The sequence below is a fragment of the Sinomicrobium oceani genome, assembly GCF_900119185.1.
Lineage (GTDB): Bacteria > Bacteroidota > Bacteroidia > Flavobacteriales > Flavobacteriaceae > Sinomicrobium > Sinomicrobium oceani.
Genome location: NZ_FPJE01000011.1, coordinates 106,060 through 126,378, shown reverse-complemented (window position 1 = coordinate 126,378; position 20,319 = coordinate 106,060). Strand labels below are relative to the sequence as shown.

General features: G+C 47.2%; 18 protein-coding genes. 11 read left to right on the top strand and 7 right to left on the bottom strand.

The genetic code is table 11. The features are described from left to right. Positions 1–93: 93 nt before the first annotated feature. Complete coding sequence (locus BT112_RS11265) at positions 94–2,559, top strand: glycosyl hydrolase family 95 catalytic domain-containing protein (RefSeq protein WP_245777029.1); 2,466 nt, start codon at positions 94–96, stop codon at positions 2,557–2,559. A gap of 151 nt (positions 2,560–2,710) precedes the next feature. Here the strand turns inward: BT112_RS11265 and BT112_RS11260 are convergent, their stop codons facing one another. Genes BT112_RS11260 through BT112_RS11250 form a run of 3 tightly spaced genes read right to left on the bottom strand, consistent with a single transcriptional unit; the run spans position 2,711 to position 5,164 of the window. After that, positions 2,711–3,625: a helix-turn-helix domain-containing protein gene (locus tag BT112_RS11260; protein ID WP_072317476.1), complete on the bottom strand. Its 915-nt coding sequence runs from the start codon at positions 3,623–3,625 to the stop codon at positions 2,711–2,713. 9 nt (positions 3,626–3,634) lie between these two features. After that, complete coding sequence (locus BT112_RS22075; protein ID WP_245777028.1) at positions 3,635–4,420, bottom strand: Atu4866 domain-containing protein; 786 nt, start codon at positions 4,418–4,420, stop codon at positions 3,635–3,637. After that, positions 4,421–5,164, bottom strand: a complete 744-nt coding sequence (locus BT112_RS11250; RefSeq protein WP_072317475.1) for an SDR family oxidoreductase — start codon at positions 5,162–5,164, stop codon at positions 4,421–4,423. A 215-nt stretch (positions 5,165–5,379) separates the two neighbouring features. On the opposite strand from BT112_RS11250, the gene BT112_RS11245 reads away from it, so the two are divergent. From BT112_RS11245 to BT112_RS11225, 5 genes are all read left to right on the top strand, one after another. Then, entirely contained in the window at positions 5,380–5,709 is a 330-nt protein-coding gene (locus BT112_RS11245; RefSeq protein WP_072317474.1) for an ArsR/SmtB family transcription factor, read from the top strand. Positions 5,710–5,755: 46 nt separating this feature from the next. After that, a complete protein-coding gene (locus tag BT112_RS11240) occupies positions 5,756–6,220 on the top strand; it encodes a DUF6428 family protein (RefSeq protein ID WP_072317473.1) in 465 nt (154 codons plus the stop codon). A 63-nt stretch (positions 6,221–6,283) separates the two neighbouring features. Then, positions 6,284–6,907 carry an arsenate-mycothiol transferase ArsC gene (locus BT112_RS11235; RefSeq protein WP_072317472.1) on the top strand — a complete coding sequence of 208 codons (624 nt, stop codon included), beginning with the start codon at positions 6,284–6,286 and terminating at the stop codon, positions 6,905–6,907. Next, positions 6,898–7,929 carry an ACR3 family arsenite efflux transporter gene (gene arsB / locus BT112_RS11230; RefSeq protein ID WP_072317471.1) on the top strand — a complete coding sequence of 344 codons (1,032 nt, stop codon included), beginning with the start codon at positions 6,898–6,900 and terminating at the stop codon, positions 7,927–7,929. The genes BT112_RS11235 and arsB overlap by 10 nt, the downstream gene beginning before the upstream one ends. A 135-nt stretch (positions 7,930–8,064) precedes the next feature. Beyond that, a complete protein-coding gene (locus tag BT112_RS11225; RefSeq protein WP_072317470.1) occupies positions 8,065–9,450 on the top strand; it encodes a sulfatase-like hydrolase/transferase in 1,386 nt (461 codons plus the stop codon). 393 nt (positions 9,451–9,843) lie between these two features. Here the strand turns inward: BT112_RS11225 and BT112_RS11220 are convergent, their stop codons facing one another. After that, positions 9,844–10,176, bottom strand: a complete 333-nt coding sequence (locus BT112_RS11220; protein WP_139276136.1) for a hypothetical protein — start codon at positions 10,174–10,176, stop codon at positions 9,844–9,846. 248 nt (positions 10,177–10,424) lie between these two features. On the opposite strand from BT112_RS11220, the gene BT112_RS11215 reads away from it, so the two are divergent. The 3 genes from BT112_RS11215 to BT112_RS11205 all read left to right on the top strand — a co-directional run bounded on the left by BT112_RS11215 (position 10,425) and on the right by BT112_RS11205 (position 11,618). After that, positions 10,425–10,850 carry a hypothetical protein gene (locus tag BT112_RS11215; protein WP_072317468.1) on the top strand — a complete coding sequence of 142 codons (426 nt, stop codon included), beginning with the start codon at positions 10,425–10,427 and terminating at the stop codon, positions 10,848–10,850. Beyond that, the gene (locus BT112_RS11210; protein WP_072317467.1) at positions 10,847–11,056 is read left to right on the top strand and encodes a sigma factor-like helix-turn-helix DNA-binding protein; all 210 of its coding nucleotides are present in this window, start codon (positions 10,847–10,849) and stop codon (positions 11,054–11,056) included. Before BT112_RS11215 ends, BT112_RS11210 begins: the two co-directional genes overlap by 4 nt. Positions 11,057–11,165: 109 nt before the next feature. Then, positions 11,166–11,618, top strand: a complete 453-nt coding sequence (locus tag BT112_RS11205; RefSeq protein ID WP_072317466.1) for a cytochrome c oxidase assembly factor Coa1 family protein — start codon at positions 11,166–11,168, stop codon at positions 11,616–11,618. Positions 11,619–11,626: 8 nt separating this feature from the next. Here the strand turns inward: BT112_RS11205 and BT112_RS11200 are convergent, their stop codons facing one another. Both BT112_RS11200 and BT112_RS11195 read right to left on the bottom strand, forming a co-directional pair. Further along, positions 11,627–12,913, bottom strand: a complete 1,287-nt coding sequence (locus tag BT112_RS11200) for a PQQ-dependent sugar dehydrogenase (RefSeq protein WP_072317465.1) — start codon at positions 12,911–12,913, stop codon at positions 11,627–11,629. A gap of 141 nt (positions 12,914–13,054) precedes the next feature. Continuing rightward, a complete protein-coding gene (locus BT112_RS11195) occupies positions 13,055–14,290 on the bottom strand; it encodes a PDDEXK-like family protein (RefSeq protein ID WP_072317464.1) in 1,236 nt (411 codons plus the stop codon). A 185-nt stretch (positions 14,291–14,475) separates the two neighbouring features. Here BT112_RS11195 and BT112_RS11190 point away from each other — a divergent pair, with 185 nt between their 5' ends. Continuing rightward, complete coding sequence (locus BT112_RS11190; protein WP_072317463.1) at positions 14,476–15,225, top strand: YoaK family protein; 750 nt, start codon at positions 14,476–14,478, stop codon at positions 15,223–15,225. Positions 15,226–15,382: 157 nt separating this feature from the next. Here the strand turns inward: BT112_RS11190 and BT112_RS11185 are convergent, their stop codons facing one another. Continuing rightward, the gene (locus BT112_RS11185) at positions 15,383–17,506 is read right to left on the bottom strand and encodes a TonB-dependent receptor (RefSeq protein ID WP_245777026.1); all 2,124 of its coding nucleotides are present in this window, start codon (positions 17,504–17,506) and stop codon (positions 15,383–15,385) included. Between the two features lie 788 nt (positions 17,507–18,294). On the opposite strand from BT112_RS11185, the gene BT112_RS11175 reads away from it, so the two are divergent. After that, complete coding sequence (locus BT112_RS11175; RefSeq protein ID WP_072317543.1) at positions 18,295–19,905, top strand: ABC-F family ATP-binding cassette domain-containing protein; 1,611 nt, start codon at positions 18,295–18,297, stop codon at positions 19,903–19,905. Positions 19,906–20,319: the final 414 nt, after the last annotated feature.

Genomic DNA, 20,319 nt, shown 5'->3' with positions numbered 1-20,319 from the left:
ACCGATATTTTAATCTTAAAGTGTTTTTGTGTACATTTTCATGGTTATATTTAGTTTTTAAAACAGTATCAATCGTAAAAAAACCACCAAAAAGTGAGAACATATACTATATTAACCCTGTTTTTTGCATTATATTCAATAACCGGATTTGGGCAGGATAAAACCGGGTTAAAGCTGTGGTACGATACCCCATCCGGAGAAGTCTGGGAGAATGCCCTGCCTGTCGGAAACGGCTTTCAGGCTGCTATGGTATACGGCAATCCGGAGAAAGAGATCTTTCAGCTTAACGAACATACCGTATGGAGCGGTAGTCCCAACCGCAATGATAATCCCGATGCGCGGGAGGTACTGGATGAAGTACAGCAGCTTATTTTTTCGGGGGAGTACAAAGCAGCGGAGCACCTTGCCAACGAAAAGATTATCAGTAAGAAGTCGCACGGACAGCTGTTTCAGCCTGTGGGGCAGCTCGAACTCACCTTTGCGGGCCATCAGGATTATTCCGGTTATTACCGGGAGCTCGATATCGAAAAAGCGGTGGCTATGACGCGTTATACCGTGGATGGGGTGACGTACACCCGCGAGGCTTTTATATCCATGACCGACCGCATCATGGTGATACGGCTTTCGGCGGACCGGCCTGGGCAGTTGTCGTTCAGGGCTGCGCTGACTTCACCGCACACCAAAAAGTCATTGGAAGTAACAGGGCATAACACGCTTTCGCTCCATGCCACCACCAGCGATCATGAAGGCGTGGAAGGCAAGGTCGTATTCAATGCGCTGGCCGGGTTTCAGGCAGCGGGAGGAACGATGAGTGTTGAAGGAACTGATATAGTGGTAGACCATGCAGATGAGGTGGTGATCAGGGTATCCGTAGCAACCAATTTCAACAACTACAAGGATCTTGGGGGCGATGCGTCGCGGCGGGCACAAAACTACCTGGCCAAGGTTTCCGGAAAGCGATATGACGTCCTGAAAAAAGCACATATTGCCGGTTATCAGTACTACTTTAACCGGGTATCGCTCGATTTTGGCGCTACCGATGCGGAAAAGCTCCCGACGGATAAGCGACTGGAAAATTTCAGGAATACCGACGATCCTTCTTTCGTTACCCTTTATTACCAGTTTGGAAGGTATCTCCTGATATCGTCTTCCCAGCCGGGCGGACAGCCTGCCAACCTTCAGGGGATCTGGAACGGGCAGATGAAGCCTGCCTGGGACAGCAAATACACGATCAATATCAATACGGAAATGAATTACTGGCCGGCCGAAAAGACCAACCTTTCCGAAATGCACGAACCCTTGCTGAAGATGGTCAGGGAACTCTCCGAAACGGGGAGAGAAACCGCAAAAACCATGTATGGGGCCAATGGCTGGCTGGCTCATCATAATACCGATATCTGGCGTATTACCGGTCCGGTAGACGGTTCCTTCTGGGGAATCTGGAACGGTGGAGGAGGGTGGCTGAGCCAGCATCTGTGGGAGCATTATCTCTATACCGGAGATGAAGCTTTTCTGAAGTCGGTATATCCCGTTCTGAAAGGAGCTGCCGAATTTTATGCCGATTTCCTGGTGGAACATCCCGAACATCACTGGCTGGTCGTAGCTCCCGGAAATTCGCCCGAAAACGCTCCGGAAGAGCACCAGGGAGCATCGATTACCGCAGGTTCTACCATGGACAACCAGATCGTTTTTGACGTCTTTAGCGTTACGGCCAGGGCCGCTGAAATTCTGGGAAAAGACAAGGATTTTGCCACAAAACTCGACAGCCTGAAAAAAAGGCTGCCGCCCATGCATATCGGTAAACACAACCAATTACAGGAATGGCTGGACGACATTGATGATCCGCAGGACCACCACAGGCATATCTCGCATTTATACGGACTTTATCCTTCCAACCAGATATCCGCATATCAGCATCCGAAGCTTTTTGCGGCTGCCAGAAATACATTATTGCAACGTGGCGATGTGTCTACCGGGTGGAGTATGGGCTGGAAAGTTAACTGGTGGGCCAAGATGCAGGACGGCAACCATGCGTACAAACTCATCCGCAACCAGTTAACCCCGCTCGGGGTGGTAAAAGGCGGGGGGGGAACCTATAACAACCTGTTCGACGCACACCCTCCTTTCCAGATAGACGGGAATTTCGGATGTACTTCCGGAATTACGGAGATGCTCATGCAAAGCTCGGACGGTTCCGTACATCTGCTTCCGGCCCTTCCGGACGCCTTGCATACCGGAAGAGTAGGCGGATTAAAGACCAGGGGCGGATTTGTTATTTCGGATATGACCTGGGAGCACGGAGTCCTTACAGCCGTTGAAATAAAAGCGGACCTGGGAGGAAACCTGAGGTTACGTACACCCAACGAAATAAAACAGGTATCCGGAAACCAACTGAAAAAGGCCAATGGAGATAATCCGAACGGGTTTTTCAGGGTTCCGCAGATCAAGGCCCCTGTGATTTCCGGGGCATCCGATATTATACCGCTGCAATTGCGCAAAACCTATCTTTACGACATAGCTACCGAAAAGGGCAAAACCTACAGGTTTGTCCTCAGGTAATCGCGGACAACGGGTGTAGGGCACTCCCCGGAATACTCCGGTTTGCTCGCGGTGTTTTACGCCCCCGGCAGATACATGTCCTTCGAAATTATAGTATAAAAGGAAAAGCAAAGGATGCCGGGTAGTTCCTGTAACGCGATCAGCGGCCCGGTTAGCTAAAGTGCTTACGGAATTCCACCGGGGTCTGCTGCGTTTTGTTTTTAAAGAGTTTACTAAAAGACTGCGGATGCTCGAAACCCAGCAGGTAGGCAATTTCGCTGACCGAAAGACTGGTGGTACTCAACTGTTCCTTGGCATAAGCAATAAGCTTGTCGTGAATGTGCTGCTGTGTACTTTGGTGCGTGTGCAATCGCAGCAATGTACCGAGATAATTGGGCGATATATGCATGTGTTCCGCAAGTTGCGCTACGGTAGGAATGCCGTTTTCCACCAGGTATTCCGTCCGGAAAGAAGCAGTAAGGAGTTCTTCGAAACGAAAGAGCAGTTCGTCTCCCGATTTTTTCCGGGTTATAAACTGCCGTTCGTAGAAGCGTTCCGAATGAATGAGGAGGAGTTCCAGCTGTGCAATAATGAGCTCCTGTGTAAACCGGTCTATATGGGATTGATACTCCGTCCGTATATTCACCAGAATATTTTCCAGGATGTGTTCTTCCTTTTCAGAAAGAAAAAGAGCCTCGTTGACTGCGTAGTTGAAGAAGTCATAAGATTTGATCTTTCCGGCAAGGGAGGTATTCCACAGAAAATCCGGATGAATAAGCAACAACCATCCTGAGGGTACTGTTTCCACATCCGGAAAGACTTCCAGCTTTAAAAATTGTGCCGGTGAGATAAAGGTCAGCACCCCCGAATTGAAATCGTAGGGCTGCTGACCGTAATTGAATTTGTGATGGACATTACGTTTTAACCCGATGGAATAAAACTGCTGTACCCATTTGAGGATATCGCCTGTTATAGGGTAGCTGACCTTGCTGTAATCAATAAGACTGATTAACGGGTGTTCCGGTTGCGGAAGGTTACAGAACGAATGGAATTCTGCGATCGAATTAAAATGAAACGTGTGGTCCATAATGTATTGTTATTCTTTATAGAGGATCATTCCGGCGTGGTATAAAATACCGTCTTTAAATTCGCCATCAGCCGTAAATCCGGTATCGTCCCGGTAATCGATATGGTTTCCTGTTACTTTATAACGTCCCCGGTAAGCGCTCTTTCGTGTTCCCCTGGATTCGTCATAACGGCCATTCGGTAACAGTTCGTGCCGGATATGACCGTCTTTGGTTACCCACATCCCGAGATATTCGCCGGTAGCCTCCATGGTTCCCTGCGGCCCTGTCCTGTTTTCTGACCTATTATCTTTCATTAAAATTACCAATTCGTGCGTATCTAAAAAAGCAATTCCCCGTATAATTTTTCCTGCTTCCAACTGTAGCTTCCACAAGTACGTATTTTCATAAATCCGTCCTGATAGCGTCGTGGCACGGGCTTTGAAATGTAGCCATACATACTTGTTGTCGGTGGTAATACCGATGAGTTCCGGAACCAGGGGAGCGCGGAATTGACCGAGTACAGGGGCCACCGCCTGGTTCATAAAACATGCTTTACCCTTATAGGTTCCCGAAACCGGTGATCTGCCACTTACGGTCCATATCACATCATCGTGCAGAAGATCGAAGAAGTTTCCTTTGCCGCGTTGCCATTGTGCAAACTGACGGGCTACGATATCCCCGGAGAGGGCCACCCCGCAGGGGGCAGGGGAATACGGTTTGCTGCCGCAACCCTGCTGAAGCATTCCCATACCGAGGAGAAAAGCCGCTATTGCAGAGCGATGTGTTCTCAGAAGCCGTTTCAGGTACGGATACATTTAAAAACTTTTCTGTGCCGTGTGCCTTACCACGATCTCGTTGACATCCACATCCGCAGGCTGGGCCATGGCGTATGCTACCGCTTTTGCTATGGCCGCTGCAGGCAAGAGGTCGGTACGGAATCTTTCGATAGCCAGTTTTTTGAGTTCCGGGTCCGAAATACTTTCGGCAAGTTCCGATTCCGTAGCTCCGGGAGCGACCAGGGTAACCCGGATGGTAGTACTCACTTCCTGCCGTAACCCCTCGGATATGGCCCGCACCGCAAATTTGGTGCCGCTGTACACCGTAGAAGTCGGCCCTACCCAACGATCGGCTACCGAGGTGATATTGATAAACTGACCACTGTTGCGGCTTTCAAATACGGGAAGTGCCGCTGCAATACCGTGTAGGACTCCCTTGATATTCACATCGATCATGCGGTGCCATTCCTCTATCTTATAACTGTTGATCATAGATAAGGGCATAACCCCGGCATTGTTGACCAGCACATCCGGTGCCCCGAATTGCTCCGTGGCGAACTGTATAAATGCACGGACATTTTCGATATCGGTCACATCCAGTTTCCGGTATACGGCCTTACCGCCTTCTGCTGTGATCGATTCCGTAACAGCGCTGAGTTTGTCGACCCGGCGGGCACCGAGAACAACCCTGGCCCCGAGACTCGCCAGGTGTCGGGCAGTAGCTTCACCGATACCACTGCTGGCCCCGGTAATAGCAACCACTTTTCCTTCAATACTTTTCATAAGATCTGTTTTTTAAATTGAACAGGGCAAAGATCAGGAGTACAGCGATATGGGATGTAGCCGGATCGTTAAAGAACGTAACCGTATCGTGAATGAACGGAAATTTCTCCGCTCAACGCGATTTAAAAAAGAAAAGTTTGATCAAAAAAATAAACCACCGGGTTGCACAATATATTTAATCATCGTAATATTGCAATAAATAAATAGATGTGGTCATGGGAATAACCAAAAGCGAAATATTTACGGACAGACAAAATCGTATTGCCATGTTTGCAAAAGTATTCGGACACCCGGCGCGCGTGGCCATACTCGAGCATCTTTTTAAGATACAGACCTGTGTCTGCGGAGATCTTGTCGAAGAGATAGGACTCGCACAACCTACCATATCACAGCATCTCAGAGAACTCAAACAGCTCGGGCTTATCCGGGGAACCATAGAAGGAACGCGGGTGTGCTATTGTATAGACCCGGAAAAGTGGACAGCGATGAAAGCCGTGCTTTATGATTTCCTGGACCGGGAGGCTCCCGGTACGGAATGCTGTTAAAAAAATTTATACCATTCAATCGTAATATTACAATAGATAATAAAAAATGAAACTCAGACAACTCCGAGAAATACTCCAAAATGCGGCAACCATAGCATTTCGCTTACCGGACGGTTCACAGGTACCGGGACATTTTCACGTTACGGAGATCGGTAAGGTCACCCGGCATTTTATAGATTGCGGCGGAACCGAACGTAAAGAAGAGGTTGTTAATTTTCAATTGTGGAATGCCAACGATTACGATCACCGGTTGCATCCGGACAAACTGCTTCGTATTATAACACTTGCCGCAAAGACCCTCGGGCTTGACGATGAGGAGATAGAGGTAGAATACCAGGGGCAAACCATTCAGAAATTCGGACTGGATTTTGACGGGGAACGTTTTTTACTCACGGCGACCCATACCGATTGTCTGGCAAAGGAGGCCTGTGGAATCCCGAAACAAAAGAAAAAGATACGATTATCCGAACTCCGTTCCGATTCCTGTTGTTCCCAGGATATCAGGAAATAACGTAACGTTCGTAAACAGGCCATCATCGGGGATACACAGTATTTTTTAATCACATTTTTTGATATGTACAAAGCACTAACCACATCGATCAGGGAGCTCGACCCACAGAACATTCCGTCAAGCAGGAAGGCCCTGCTGCAGCCGCTTATCGCCTATATAATAAAGAAGCTCGGGGATGGGGAGGATATCCGTATGGTATTTATCTGTACCCACAATTCACGCCGGAGTCATTTGTCCCAGGTTTGGGCACAGGCGCTTGCATCGTATTTCGGAATACAACGGCTATACTGCTATTCCGGCGGAACCGAAAGTACGGCACTGTATCCGGCCGTGACCGGGACACTGCGGGAGTCCGGCTTCCGGATCGAAGTGCTTTCCGGAGGAGAAAACAAGGTGTACGGTATAAAGTATGCCGAAAACGAACCTGCGGTTATCGGGTTCTCCAAACGGTGGGATCATCCTTTCAATCCCGCAACCGGCTTTGTCGCAGTAATGACCTGTTCGGCGGCCGACAGTGACTGTCCTTTTATTCCCGGGGCAGACCTCCGTGTTTCCATGCCCTTCGAAGATCCCAAGCGCTATGACGATAGTCCGCAACAAGCTGAAAAATACCGCGAATGCAGCCTGCAGATCGCAACCGAACTCTATGATGTCTTTACCGAAATAACTACGGGATCATGGCGGTAAAAAAACTGGGTTTTCTGAACCGTAACCTGACGCTGTGGATTTTTGTGGCGATGCTTACCGGAATAGGTTTGGGCTATTTCTTTCCTGCATTTCCGGACATGATGAACCACTGGAACGAAGGAACCACCAATATTCCCATAGCCATAGGGCTGATCCTGATGATGTACCCGCCCTTGGCAAAGGTAAAGTACAGGCTGTTGCCCCGGGTATTCAGAAATACGAGAATATTGTCCGTTTCCCTGTTGCTCAACTGGGTGGTGGGTCCGGTACTGATGTTTGTACTGGCCCTGTTGTTCCTGCGCGATGATCCGGAATATATGGCCGGTCTCATCCTTATCGGCCTGGCCCGGTGCATTGCCATGGTCCTGGTATGGAACGACCTGGCAGGCGGCGATAGCGAATACGGGGCGGGACTGGTGGCCCTGAACAGTATTTTCCAGGTATTTGCCTACAGTTTTTACGCCTGGCTGTTTATGACGAAGTTGCCCCCTCTGTTGGGTTATGAAGGTGCCGTAGTACAGGTTTCGATGGGCACTGTTGCAGAAAGTGTGGCGATCTACCTGGGTGTCCCTTTCCTGCTGGGCATACTGAGTCGGGAAATTCTCGTAAAGTTGAGGGGAGAATCGTGGTACGATGAAAAATTTATTCCTGCCATAGCTCCCCTGACCCTGATAGCCCTTTTATTGACTATTGTTCTGATGTTCTCGCTCAAGGGCGAACTGATCATAGAGATCCCTTCGGACGTTTTGCGTATTGCGGTGCCGTTGCTGCTTTATTTTGTGATCATGTTTGTCATCGGTTTTTTTGTGACCAGGGCCATGGGGGCGACCTATGACAAAACGGCTGCGGTGGCCTTTACGGCGGCAGGAAACAATTTCGAACTGGCTATAGCGGTAGCCATTGCAGTTTTCGGACTGGATTCGGCACAGGCGTTTACCGGGGTCATCGGTCCGCTGGTAGAAGTCCCGGCACTTATTCTATTGGTAAAGGTATCCTATTACCTGAAGGATCGTTTTTTTTAATCATTGCGATAGCGGGAGAACAGATCATCCGGGCATACGTTTATTTCTACAGGACTATTTCCAGGTTTTTTATCCCGGAGTTCATCATTTCCCCGGTCTTTTCTTATATTTAGAAAAACATGAACCTGCCCGACTATGAACTTATACCGGTTACTTCCCCTGATATTCCTTCTTTTTTTGTGTAACGGCTGGACTTATGCCCAGCATCCCCCGCATATTATCCTTATTCTTACGGATGATATGGGATATGGGGATATAGGTTGTTACGGAGGAGATTTTGTACCCACTCCCCATATAGATCGCCTTGCGGAGGCCGGCACCAGGTACACCCGGTATTATAGTGCAGCCCCGATATGCAGTCCTTCCCGCGCCGGGATACTCACGGGGATGTTTCCGGCACGGTGGAATTTCACCACCTTTTTAAACGATCGCAGGAGTAACGCCCGGGCGGAGCAGGCCAATTACCTGAATGTAAATGCTCCTTCCATGGCTAAAGTGCTGAAAACAGCCGGGTACATGACCGCACATTTCGGAAAGTGGCATATGGGCGGAGGCCGGGATATCAGGAACGCACCCGGTTTTGAACAATATGGTTTTGATGAACATGCGAGTACCTACGAAAGTCCCGCCCCCGATCCGTTACTGACAGCAACGGATTGGATATGGTCGGATAAAGACAGTATAAAACGATGGGACCGTACAGCATATTTTGTAGACAAGACCCTGGATTTCCTCGAAAGGAACAAGGACACACCGTGTTTTATTAACTTGTGGCCGGACGATATGCATACGCCCTGGGTGCCGGAAGCAGCGGGTCGGCAGACCGGCAAATACCCCATGAATCCCGAAGAGGAAAAAGCATTCAAACTGGTGCTTAAGGAATACGACAGGCAGATGGGGCGCTTGCTGGACGGTATCAGGAGCCTGGGCATAGCCGATAACACCCTGATCATTTTTACCAGCGATAACGGCCCCTTACCCAGTTTCCGGGGAAGCCGATCGGGAGGGTTGCGCGGAACCAAGCTTTCGCTGTACGAAGGAGGTATCCGTATGCCCTTTATCGTAAAGTGGCCCGGACATGTTCCGGAAGGGGTAACCGACAGTACATCCGTGCTCAGTGCTACCGATCTTTTGCCCACCCTGGCAGCCATAGCTTCGGCAAGTCTGCCCGAAAATTACAGTGGTGACGGAGAAGATATGACCTCGGTATGGAAGGGCCGTCCTGCCGCCCGCCGTAAAGCCATGTACTGGGAGTACGGCAGAAACGATTACGCTTTCCATTATCCCCGCGGACGCGACAGGAGTCCGGATATGGCCATACGTTCCGGAAAATGGAAACTGCTTACGGACTACCATACCAACACCACGGAGCTCTACGATATGGAAAATGATCCCGAAGAAACGGAAAACCTCGCCGAAATGCATCCGGAAATCGTACGCAGTCTCCGAACCCGGCTGGTGACCTGGCGGACGTATCTTCCCCGGCTTACCCCCGAACGTGCCAATCCGGAAAGGAAGTAACCGTAAGGTTACGGTATGACCTTATTAACGTGAATACTATGCGAAGGGGCGGCAGTCGCCCGGCAGGTTTGCGCCTGCCTTTGAGGGTATGCTACCTGCCTCCGGAAGATGGCCACACCGCCTCCTTAGTCGGCTCTTCGCTCCCGGTTATCGGGAGACGCTTTTCCGTTACGGCTTTGGAAGAAATATCCAAATCATTACGAATACATCATCTGTTGATCAGTACTTTATATTTCTGCTTATCCATTATTCACGTTGATTATTCGGAAACCATGTTTAAATTTCGGACACGGTGCCTGCGATGGATGCCCCGGATGCAGTATGCGATAGCAAGGCCGATAGTTAATGTGGTTATCGCGGTACATGCAGGAAAAGCGATACCTGCCGGAAGCATTAATAAAAAGCCTTCACGCCCTGATGTGATCGCGAGGATACCGCCCAGATGATACTATTAATCAAGAGGGAGTACCTGAAAGAGACCAGGAGCAGGGGTTTTCCCTGTTGTATGTCTTTGGCCGACAGTTTTCCTCCCCACCACAAGGCGATCAGAAATGCGGCGAGGAGGCCAATGGCCGGAATCCCGTACACAGCCCCCATAAGCATGGAGGATAAACCTTCTCCCGAGAACAATGCGGGAACCCAGAAGGTGGCGACTACCGCAAAAATTCCTATAGGGGCACCGATAAGGTAAGAGACCAGTATGCTTTGTCGGAAGGAATACTTCATAAGAACCATTTGCATACAAAGATAAAGTCAGTTTTTGAGATTAGTCTTTTTTTTGTAGCCAAAGACCCTGTAACATTCCGATGGTTATTCTCATTGCGATAATCAGGCTACCAGGTTGTATTTCTATAAAGGAGGTTACAGCGTAGTCCTGAGATTATTCTTCGATACCGCAGTAAGCCCATCCGTATCGGGCTATATGGTACACTTCTTGTGAGGCCCTTGATATAAACCGATAAAACCGATGAATTATGATAAGAAAAATTACGGTGACGGGATTGCTTGTTTTGGTCTGTGCATGCAAAACCCCGAAAAAAATCACGGAACACAGGCTGCTGAACGATCAAACTTTTTTGCTGAGCGAAATTTCCGAAGATCCCGATTACGGGCTCACCCCGGAAAAACCCGTGGAAGTAGGCGGGGTCAAAGAGAAAGAAGGTCCGTTGAATGAAAGAAGGTTTCTGAATGCGCTTGCCGGGCCGGAAGGGCAGCAGATCAGTTATTACAGGGCAGGCAGTTGCTGTGCCGTAAAGAGCAAAAACGGCTTTATGGGAATGGCCATGCTCGATAACTACAGGGTAAGCTGGGAAGGTGCTTCAGATACGGTCTCCATCTATATAAATATGTACGACCGGGGTGTGCTGAAGGCTCCTTCCGGGTTTACTATCAAAAAGTGAGAACAATCAATACCGTTCTTACAGCAGTTTGCCGGGCCTTGTCCCGGCAAATGCCGCAAATTTTTTATATGTCGCGTATCCAAGAATACAACAACCAGGAAATCGCAGAAGAACCCAATATCTCTATTCGCACGGTCGAAACCCATATCAGTAATGCCCCGAAATATTTTAAGACTTATTTTCCGCTCTTCCTCCCGGGATGGTGACTGTTCTTTATTTTATATACAGGCTTTTTAAAATTTTGCGGTGGAGATTGTAACAACCCCGGAAGGAAATCGTCTTGCATATATAGTCTTATTGAAAAACATATTGTATATGGATCATCATTTGCCCTTAGCCAAAAAAGGTTGGCGACGAAACCGCTTGTGGATTATTTCTCTGAGTGGGATAGCCTTGATCTTGGCAGGAATCTTTGTCGTAACTGATATGCCCGAAGCTACTGTAAATCTTGTTAGGGCTTATAATGATAGTGAACTTTATGAAAAAGCATGGGCAAAAGCTGCTGTGGATGAGGAGGTGATAGAGATTCTCGGGGAGCTTGAACCGGTAGATAAACTGGCCATACTCGAAGGAGAAGTCATTTACCACGATGATAATACGGTTGATGCCACGATCCGTATTTCAGGGAACCGTGGTCGGGGACGCCTTGATATTACAGCCCGGAAAATTACGGGTAATTGGGTATATTCGCGCATTGGTGTACGGATAAAATCCGGGCGGCATAAAGGCAAGACTATAGAAGTCGATCCGGAAGTGTTTAAGAAATAATAGCTGAGCTATTTATCCACACGCACCCGCCATATTATACCACCCTCATCGTCATTGACGAGCAGGTCGCCGGCGGGGGTTACGGTAACACCAACAGGGCGGCCATAGACTTCGTCATTCCCTTCGTCTGCGATAAACCCGGTGAGGAAATCTTCCGGTGGTTGGGGGAAGCCTTCATGGAAGGGGATAAAAACAACCTTATATCCGCTGAAGTCCGATCGGTTCCACGAACCGTGTTGCCCTATAAAAGCTCCGTTATGGTAGTGTTCCGGAAAAGTTTTGGCATCGTAGAATGCCAGTCCGAGCGATGCGGTATGGCTGCCCAGCGGCACATCGGGGACAATGGCTTTACGGACTTCATCGGGGTGGGGATCGTCTTTCCAGCGCGGGTCGCGGACCTGTCCGAAATACGAATACGGCCAACCATACCAGCCACCGTCCTGTACACGGGTGGCATAGTCGGGAACCAGCCCGTCGCCCAGTTCGTCCCTTTCGTTGACCGCGGTCCATAAGTCGCCTGTTACCGGGTTCCAGTCCATACCTACCGGGTTGCGAAGGCCGGAGGCATAAACCCTTTTTCCGCTCCCGTCCGGGTTGACCTCAAAGATCAGGGCGCGGCCTTCTTCTTTTTCCATACCCTGTTCGCCGACATTACTGGCGGACCCTACGGAAATATAAATTTTACTGCCGTCCCGGTTACTGATGATATTACGTGTCCAGTGGTTGTTATACCCGCTGGCCGAGAGTTCCACGATCTTTTCGCCTTCCGTTTCGATCCGGGTATCACCTTCGGTATAGGGGTATCGGTAGAGCCCGTCCGTATTGGCTACATAAAAATAACCGTTCAGAACGAGCATGCCCAGGGGCTGATTGAGGTCTTCGAGAAAGACATGGCGAAGGTCCGGTTGGGCATCATCATCGGTATCGCGGAGCAGGGTAATCCGGTCTGCACTGTTTCTCGTGCCGGCCTCGGCGACGAAATAATCACCGTTGGGTGCGATATACGTCCACCGTGGACTATCGAATTCATCGGCAAACCGGGTCACCGTAAAGCCCTCGGGGGCTTTCGGGGCCTGGTCGTCTTTCCAGGCCACGGTTTTACTTTCTTTGGTCACCGCTTCGGTAGCGTAGGGCGGCGGCAATAGCAGATCGCCCACCGTGGTTTTTACCGTGGTGGAATCGTAGTTTTCAACGACTTCCTTTTTTTCCTGCCGGGAAAGTTTTTTGTCGTTCCTGCAACTGTAACTTATACATAACAAAAGGAGTATACTCAGCGATAATGTAGGTTTTTTCATGACTTGGTGTTTCGTTTAATTTACGATTTTCCTGTGAATATGGTGTTGAACTTTACCCGGATTAATAATTTTTTAACGCTCGCAACGGACAGTGATGAGAAATCTGCAATACACAGGCTTAATAACGGTATGGGCGTGCTGTCAGATCCCGGGAGATGGGCTGTCCTTGTTTTTACCGAGATCTCCGGCGTGGGCTTCGATAAAAGTGATGATCTGTTTTGTGAGTTCGCTGACCACTTTCTTTAGATTTTCCGGATGATTTACATACTTTAAAAATGCTTTATCGGAACAATTGATAATTTTATTTTCACTGCCGTTATAATCATAGGTCAGGTTCTGATAATGTCTCCAGTCTTTATTGGAATTAATAGGGGAAAGCTCTTTAGTGATTATGGGGTCCTTACTGTATAGTCCTACAAACAACGTCCCCTCCAAGTGTCCCTGCCCGCTAAAACTACATATCCCGAACATCTTATTGGAATTTTCTTTTTGAGGGATCCAAATGCCCGAATAGGTAGCGTTCACAGTCTTATTGATTTTTATTTCGTAGTCTTTCAGTTCGTTTGCCCGTTCCTGATATTGTTTTAATGCTTTCAGCAATGCATTTCTGAATGTATCGCGTATCTGTGCCAGAACACTATCATAATTCCTGGCGATGAGTTCGGCTTCTTCGAGATTATTTACTATCAATTGGTGGAGTTCCATTTTTTGTTTGTTTTCGAGAGTATTGGTCAATTTTTTTATTAAGATTTGGTATTGTTTTATACTTTCTCTGAGAATGGGCTGATCTGCGGCCAGTGTATGGCATTTTTCGAGCCAGGAAATAATGTGATGACGATAACTAATAATGTGAAAATCGGTCTCGGACTTCAGGTGTTTTTTACTTTCGATGCTGGGCTCATCTCCGTACTTGTTCAGATAATAGACCGTATTTTTAGGATGGTTATAATTGTAATAGCGGAGTATCTGGTTGTCCTGATCGCAAGCATCGATTTTGTTTTCTATGGTAATGGTATTTTTCCTGCGATCTTCGAGTAGAATATCGATACGTCCTCCTGTTTCTGTCGTTATAGTACCGATATGTACTTCTACATTGACAATTGCTGTAGAAGTGTCGAACTTCAGGTTTTCATCTTTTGTCGTGAAGTTGTTGTCGTGCCGGATGGTTTCCAGGAAAGCCTTCAGAAAAACGGTTCCCATAAGGTGAGAACCTTTTGGATTCAGTAGTTCGGCCAGAAAGGCAGAATGTGTCCGGACTTCATTGGTCTGAAGATTGAGCACATCAAATATATTAAAGTTTTCTCCTTTTAATCGCTTTAGCTCATTATGGTGTCTGACTATTGTTCTTACCTTATCAAAAAGTATTTTGTATTCCATTTTGTGTTCGGTTTCTTCAAAATAAAACTGATATAAATATAAAGCTTATCCCGTACGATAAGGGACAATAAAACAGTATCACATATATTTTTCACTAAAAAACGGTTCAAACCTGTAAAAACCTTATACCTTTACTATGTTGGGGACGATGTTTAAGCGTCCCTGTTTTAAACCTATAGAGTGATATGTTCAGGCATCAGGGCAAGAGCAGAACGCTAAAGCATAACCTGCAGATTGCTACCGTACTTTCGTTTGTAGCCGGAATGGTCAATGTGACGGGTTTCCTGGCTTTTCACCAGTTAACCACCAACGTTACCGGGCATTTTGCCTTGTTTATACATGATGTTGCGGGGGCAGAGGTATGGAAAGGTACGGTTTATTTTCTTTATATCTTTTCGTTTTTGTTAGGATCGTTCCTATCCGGTCTGCTTATCGAAAAGTACCGTAACAACAGGAGACTGAACGTCTTTGTAATTCCCACAATGACGGAGTGCCTGGTGCTGGTCGCTGTCGTGGTGCTCGGCTATGGTACAGGACCGGAATATGCGGATATGCTGGTTTGCCTGTTGCTTTTTGCCATGGGACTGCAAAACTCTTATGTAACCAAGATCTCCAATGCGGTGGTCCGGACCACGCACCTCACCGGACTTTTTACGGATCTGGGGATAGACATATCGCATCTCTTTTTTCCGCGATCGTATCCGCAGCGGAAACGCTTGAGAGACAATATCAGGCTGCGGTTGTTTATTATTGCTTTCTTTTTTGCAGGCGGACTGGCCGGCGGATTTTTTTATTCCGCACTCGGTATGAAACTGCATACGCTGTTGCTGTGTGTCCTGATATTAATGACCAGCCTGTTTTACGATAATTTCCGCTATACCTGGATCAGGGCAAGGCGTCATTATAAACAAAAAGGTGTAGTGCACAGGAGATAGAGACTCTTGCAGTCGTCTTGTCTGTACATATTTCAAAATGTATTGTAAAGCGGCATATATCACCGGGTAATACGGATGCCGTGTACTTTAATCATGGAAAATAAATTCAGGAGACGATAACCGGACTCATACCGTCTCCTGAATGATACAACTACGCTCAGAGCATCACCTTGAAACCGCCGTTAACGACAAAACCGTCTACGGGAGCATAGATATCCCGGAACTGCGGATCATTGATGCTCCCGGTATAGATGGTGTCGAACCGGGTTTGCCGGGTATCGAGCATATTTTCGAGGTTGAGAAAAACAGAAAAATGTTCTCCCAGCTTTTTTTCTGACATAATACCCATAATCCAGTATGACTTCCCGGTAGAACCGTCGTTCAGGCCTTGCGGGCTGTAGTAATAGGCTTCCAGGCCGACCCAGAAGTTTTCGTGTTTTTCGTACATCAACACATTGTTGAGCCGGTGTTTGGCTACCAGGGGATAGGGAGACGTGCCGTTGGCATAGTGTTCCTTTACATCGGCGTAGGTATATCCCATAAACAGTTTAAAATCCTTGTATCCCCATTTCATATTGGCTTCGATGCCCTGTGTATTGACATATCCTTCCGGTTGTGTAAACCGGTATGTACGGTTATCATCGGATGTGAGAACCAACGGATCATCGATCCGGGTGTAGAACAGTAAAGTATTCGTAGAAAGACTTAAGTCACCGGCTATGGGCCAGCGATAATTGATATCGAGGTTTATTCCCGTAGATTTTTCTGCTTTGCTCCCCGAAATATCCGGAGGTAGGACGTTACGGAACTGTAAGCGTTCGGTATCTTCGGTAAAAATGGTGGGGGTTTTGTAACCGAGCCCGCCACCGGTACGGAAGGTAAGCCGGTAGGAAGGTTCGAACATCAGGGAGAAACGAGGCAGGAAAAAGCTGCCATAATGGTTCTGGTAATCGCCGCGTAAACCGGTTTCGAGAGTCCACTTTCCTGAAATGTTCCAGGTATTCTGTATAAAAGCTCCTAAAGTATGATCGGAAAAACTCAGGTCCTGCCCGGGGTCTCCATCAGACTGGGTAAAGTTTTCCGTCCATAGATTAAGACCACCTACCCATTCTGTTTTCTCATTGTTAACAGTGATGTTGACTTCCGAAAAGGAAGAGACCTGTTCCCCGCCAAAGGTATATCCGGGAATACCGATATTCCTTTTGAACAGGCTTATACTGTTTTTCGCCTGTAAACGGGTGTGTTCGGAAAGGGTATGGGTAGCCAGGAACTGCGTGGAGACCCGGTCGGTATTGTTTTTTTCGAAATAGCCCGAATCACTTTTATCCCCGATGAAATCCATGCTTCCGCCAAGGCGGTTTTCGGTAACATAGTTAAGCCCCAGTTGTATCTCGGTATGATTCAGGTAGAGAAACAGTTTCGGATTTAGCGTAAAACGCTCAAACTCCGGAATAGCGGTAAGGCCTATGTCTGCCGGGTCATAGGCAGTACCTTTATTATAGGAGGCAAAAACCGTAATACCGGCTTTTCCGTATTTTTCCGCATAAAACCCACTGGCATCGAGCCCAAGTGCAGAGGTACCGTTAACCATAAAGTTGAGCTGTCTTTTTTCTTCGGGTGTCCTGGATATCAGGTTGACGAGGCCGGCAATGGCCCCGCCCCCGTATAGCGTGGATGAAGATCCCTTGATAACTTCTACCTGTTTCAGGTCCAGCGGCGCAATCTGCATCAGGCTCAACCCACCGGAGTAGCCGGAATACAACGGGAGACCATCCCTGAGGAGCTGGGTGTACTTTCCGTCCAGCCCCTGGATACGAATACTCGAATTATAACTTGTTGCAGAGGTTTGCTGGGTCTGAATACCGGTACTTTCATTGAGCAGCATCCTGATATCACCGGGTTTCATGTTTCCTTTCTCGGCAAGTTCTTCTCCGGCAATAAACTCTATACGGGTGGGAATGTCTTCAATGGTCCGGGTACTCCGGGTAGATGTGAGGACCACTTCATCCATGGTTTCATGCGTTGGAGAAAGATAAAAGACGAGCGGTAAGTCGTTTGCCGGAACGGGAAATGTTTGTTCGATCTGCAGGGAGCCGTATCCCATATACCGGAATTCTATGGTGTATTTCCCTGTGGGAATACCCGGAATGGAAATAAAGCCGTCGGAGTCGCTCGCCCCTCCTTTTTCCAGTTCCGGGAAATATACGGAAACCCCCGGTAAGGGTTCCCGGTTGTGCTCGTCTTTGATATAAGTTTCAAAAGTGTGTTGTGCGAATGCCATACTATATACGCATAGTAACAGCATTCCGGTGAGATAATATTTCACGGATGTTATGGAATATAAAAAATGAATATATTGATCTTTTTTCGTAAGATCTTAATAAAGAATAACGGTGTAATGATCTAATGGCGCGGAGGCCTCAGCAGATCGGATGGTGGGAGAAAAGAAAGCATTACGGGCTCGAAAATGATAAGGCCCTTATGTTCCCCGGGTAAGGGTGCAGAGGAAAAATCCTGGGCCGGAAGTACAAAACCGGAACAGGTACCACAGGTGAAAAACGGGGAACAATTCCCGCACGGATCATGGTCGCCCGAAGGAGACTCATCGTCACACAAATGAACCGTTGCTGTCGTACACGGGTCTTCAAAGGCACAGCAAGGCATGACCGACAAGGTTAGGGTTAGCAGTGCCAGTATGACGACCATTATACGCATAAAGACAAATGTAGTGATTTTGTCCGGCCGGGCAACAGTAGTTCTAAAAAAACGGGGAACAAATGACTGGTATCACTGGTTTTACAATACTCTTCTCTGATCGGAAGAAGAACGGTTTGGGCAGAGGCCGGAAAGGCTTACGTCCCCCGTTTTTGAACCGGGCTGCCTGCTGGTGAAGTCCGGTAGTTTCTCCGCAGGGGTCAGGGGGATTGGGTTTAATCACAAAAAAACGTATATTTGTTTACTTAAAATGCAGAGTCGATAGCACATGTGAAAAAATATTTCTTTCTGGCCCTTTAAAAAATCAGACTGTTTTTTGGTTTGATACACGTTTTATTTTTAAAGAAAGAAATTATGTTGACTTTACAGCAACTTACCTATTTGCATCCTAACAGGGATGTACTTTTTACGAATATCAGCTTCACCATACATCATCATGACAAAGTAGCTTTAACCGGCAATAACGGAGCAGGAAAATCTACGTTGCTAAAAATCATCGCGGGCGAATTACATGCATCCGAAGGTCAGTTAAATATTGATTGCAGATTTTATTACGTTCCGCAAGCGTATGGGCAATACAATGACCTTACTATAGCACAGGCTTTGCAGATTGATGAGAAAATCCGTGCCTTAAACGAAATTCTGGAAGGAAAGGTCACAGAAGACAACCTGCATACCCTCCATGATGACTGGACAATTGCAGACCGGTGTACAGAAGCCCTTGAATATTGGCAATTATCGGATCTGGACCTGACACAAAAAATGGAGACCTTGAGCGGTGGGCAGAAAACAAGAGTTTTTCTCGCAGGAATAGCCATTCACCAGGCACCCCTGGTACTACTGGATGAACCAAGTAATCATCTGGATAGTATAGGAAGGACACTTTTGTACTCCTTTATCCGGTCTACCGGAAGTACACTGATCGTCGTTAGCCACGACAAAAAGTTGCTTAATCTTTTGAACACAACATACGAGTTGGGGGCAAAAGGAATAAAGGTATATGGGGGTAATTATGATTTTTATATAAAGCAAAAGCAAATAGAACACAATGCCTTACACCAGGATATCCAAAGTAAGGAAAAGGCATTGCGAAAAGCAAGAGAGAGGAAAAAGGAAATATCGGAACGACAACAAAAGTCGGATAACCGGGGAAGAGGAAAGCAGGAAAAGTCTGGTGTTGCCCGGATTATGATGAACACATTGCGCAATAAAGCGGAAAACAGTACATCGAAGTTGAAAAATGTCCATACGGAAAGGATCGGTGATCTCTCGAAAAATTTACGGGAGTTACAGGCTGTCCTGCCTGACAGGGACCAGATGATTTTTGATTTTAATTCTTCCCGAATGCACCCCGGAAAAATACTTTTCACCGCTACGGACATCAATTTCGCTTATGGTAGCCGGTTACTCTGGGAAAAGCATCTTAATTTTCATATTACCGGAGGGGAGCGTATTGCGCTGAAAGGGGCAAATGGTTCCGGGAAAACAACGCTTATACAAATGATTACGGGGAGGTTACAGCCGGTGTCGGGCACCGTGTATAGAGCAGAACATGAATCGGTGTATATGGATCAGGACTATACATTAGCCGATGAGGAAATAACGGTTTATGAACAGGCACAATTATATAATACCGATCTGTTGGAAGAACATGAAGTTAAGACCAGGCTTCACCGTTTTTTATTTACCATAGACGATTGGGAAAAGCCCTGCCGGGCATTAAGTGGTGGAGAAAGAATGCGACTGATATTGTGTTGTCTGACCATGAAAAACCGTTCTCCCGATATGATTATTCTGGATGAGCCGACAAACAATCTGGATATCAGAAATACAGATATCCTCATATCAGCGGTTAAAGCGTACCAGGGTACACTCCTGGTTATTTCGCATGACGAAAGTTTCCTGGCACAAACAGGTATTACACGAACTATGGAATTATCCTGTTCCCGAAAATACAGGGACTGAAGCCCGGCTCCCGGGTATGCTAAATTTTTTAATCCGGGCCGGAGCGTCGGTTACCAGTTTTAGAAAGATCGCTATTTTACTCCTGTGTATTTCGGAGCATTTTGCTTGAGGTAAATAGTTTTGAGGTGTTGCCTTAACAGATTGATCTCCTGATTAAAAGTAGTTGAACGGTACGTAAAGTAATGGTTTTTTTATACATTACATACGCCGATAATTATCGGAACAGGTAGGTTGAAAAAGGATAGGACGATAGTAAATATCCGGGAAATGATGTGTAAGTTTATGATAAGAGCTGCCTGGGGAAAAGGAAATGTCTTGTGGGTATAGAGAGCACTTCAGCCGGGGTATTGTCCGTTCCGGATATGATAGTGTATATAGTATAACCCTAAAAAAAAGAGGAATTATTGTCCCCGT

Bases quoted from the DNA above. Each gene is read 5' to 3' on its own strand.
- BT112_RS11215 (WP_072317468.1), top strand. From the start codon at position 10,425: ATGATAAGAAAAATTACGGTGACGGGATTGCTTGTTTTGGTCTGTGCA.
- BT112_RS11220 (WP_139276136.1), bottom strand. From the start codon at position 10,176: ATGAAGTATTCCTTCCGACAAAGCATACTGGTCTCTTACCTTATCGGT.
- BT112_RS11200 (WP_072317465.1), bottom strand. From the start codon at position 12,913: ATGAAAAAACCTACATTATCGCTGAGTATACTCCTTTTGTTATGTATA.
- arsB (WP_072317471.1), top strand. From the start codon at position 6,898: ATGGCGGTAAAAAAACTGGGTTTTCTGAACCGTAACCTGACGCTGTGG.
- BT112_RS22075 (WP_245777028.1), bottom strand. From the start codon at position 4,420: ATGTATCCGTACCTGAAACGGCTTCTGAGAACACATCGCTCTGCAATA.
- BT112_RS11240 (WP_072317473.1), top strand. From the start codon at position 5,756: ATGAAACTCAGACAACTCCGAGAAATACTCCAAAATGCGGCAACCATA.
- BT112_RS11250 (WP_072317475.1), bottom strand. From the start codon at position 5,164: ATGAAAAGTATTGAAGGAAAAGTGGTTGCTATTACCGGGGCCAGCAGT.
- BT112_RS11235 (WP_072317472.1), top strand. From the start codon at position 6,284: ATGTACAAAGCACTAACCACATCGATCAGGGAGCTCGACCCACAGAAC.
- BT112_RS11185 (WP_245777026.1), bottom strand. From the start codon at position 17,506: ATGGCATTCGCACAACACACTTTTGAAACTTATATCAAAGACGAGCAC.
- BT112_RS11245 (WP_072317474.1), top strand. From the start codon at position 5,380: ATGGGAATAACCAAAAGCGAAATATTTACGGACAGACAAAATCGTATT.
- BT112_RS11190 (WP_072317463.1), top strand. From the start codon at position 14,476: ATGTTCAGGCATCAGGGCAAGAGCAGAACGCTAAAGCATAACCTGCAG.
- BT112_RS11205 (WP_072317466.1), top strand. From the start codon at position 11,166: ATGGATCATCATTTGCCCTTAGCCAAAAAAGGTTGGCGACGAAACCGC.
- BT112_RS11225 (WP_072317470.1), top strand. From the start codon at position 8,065: ATGAACTTATACCGGTTACTTCCCCTGATATTCCTTCTTTTTTTGTGT.
- BT112_RS11175 (WP_072317543.1), top strand. From the start codon at position 18,295: ATGTTGACTTTACAGCAACTTACCTATTTGCATCCTAACAGGGATGTA.
- BT112_RS11260 (WP_072317476.1), bottom strand. From the start codon at position 3,625: ATGGACCACACGTTTCATTTTAATTCGATCGCAGAATTCCATTCGTTC.
- BT112_RS11195 (WP_072317464.1), bottom strand. From the start codon at position 14,290: ATGGAATACAAAATACTTTTTGATAAGGTAAGAACAATAGTCAGACAC.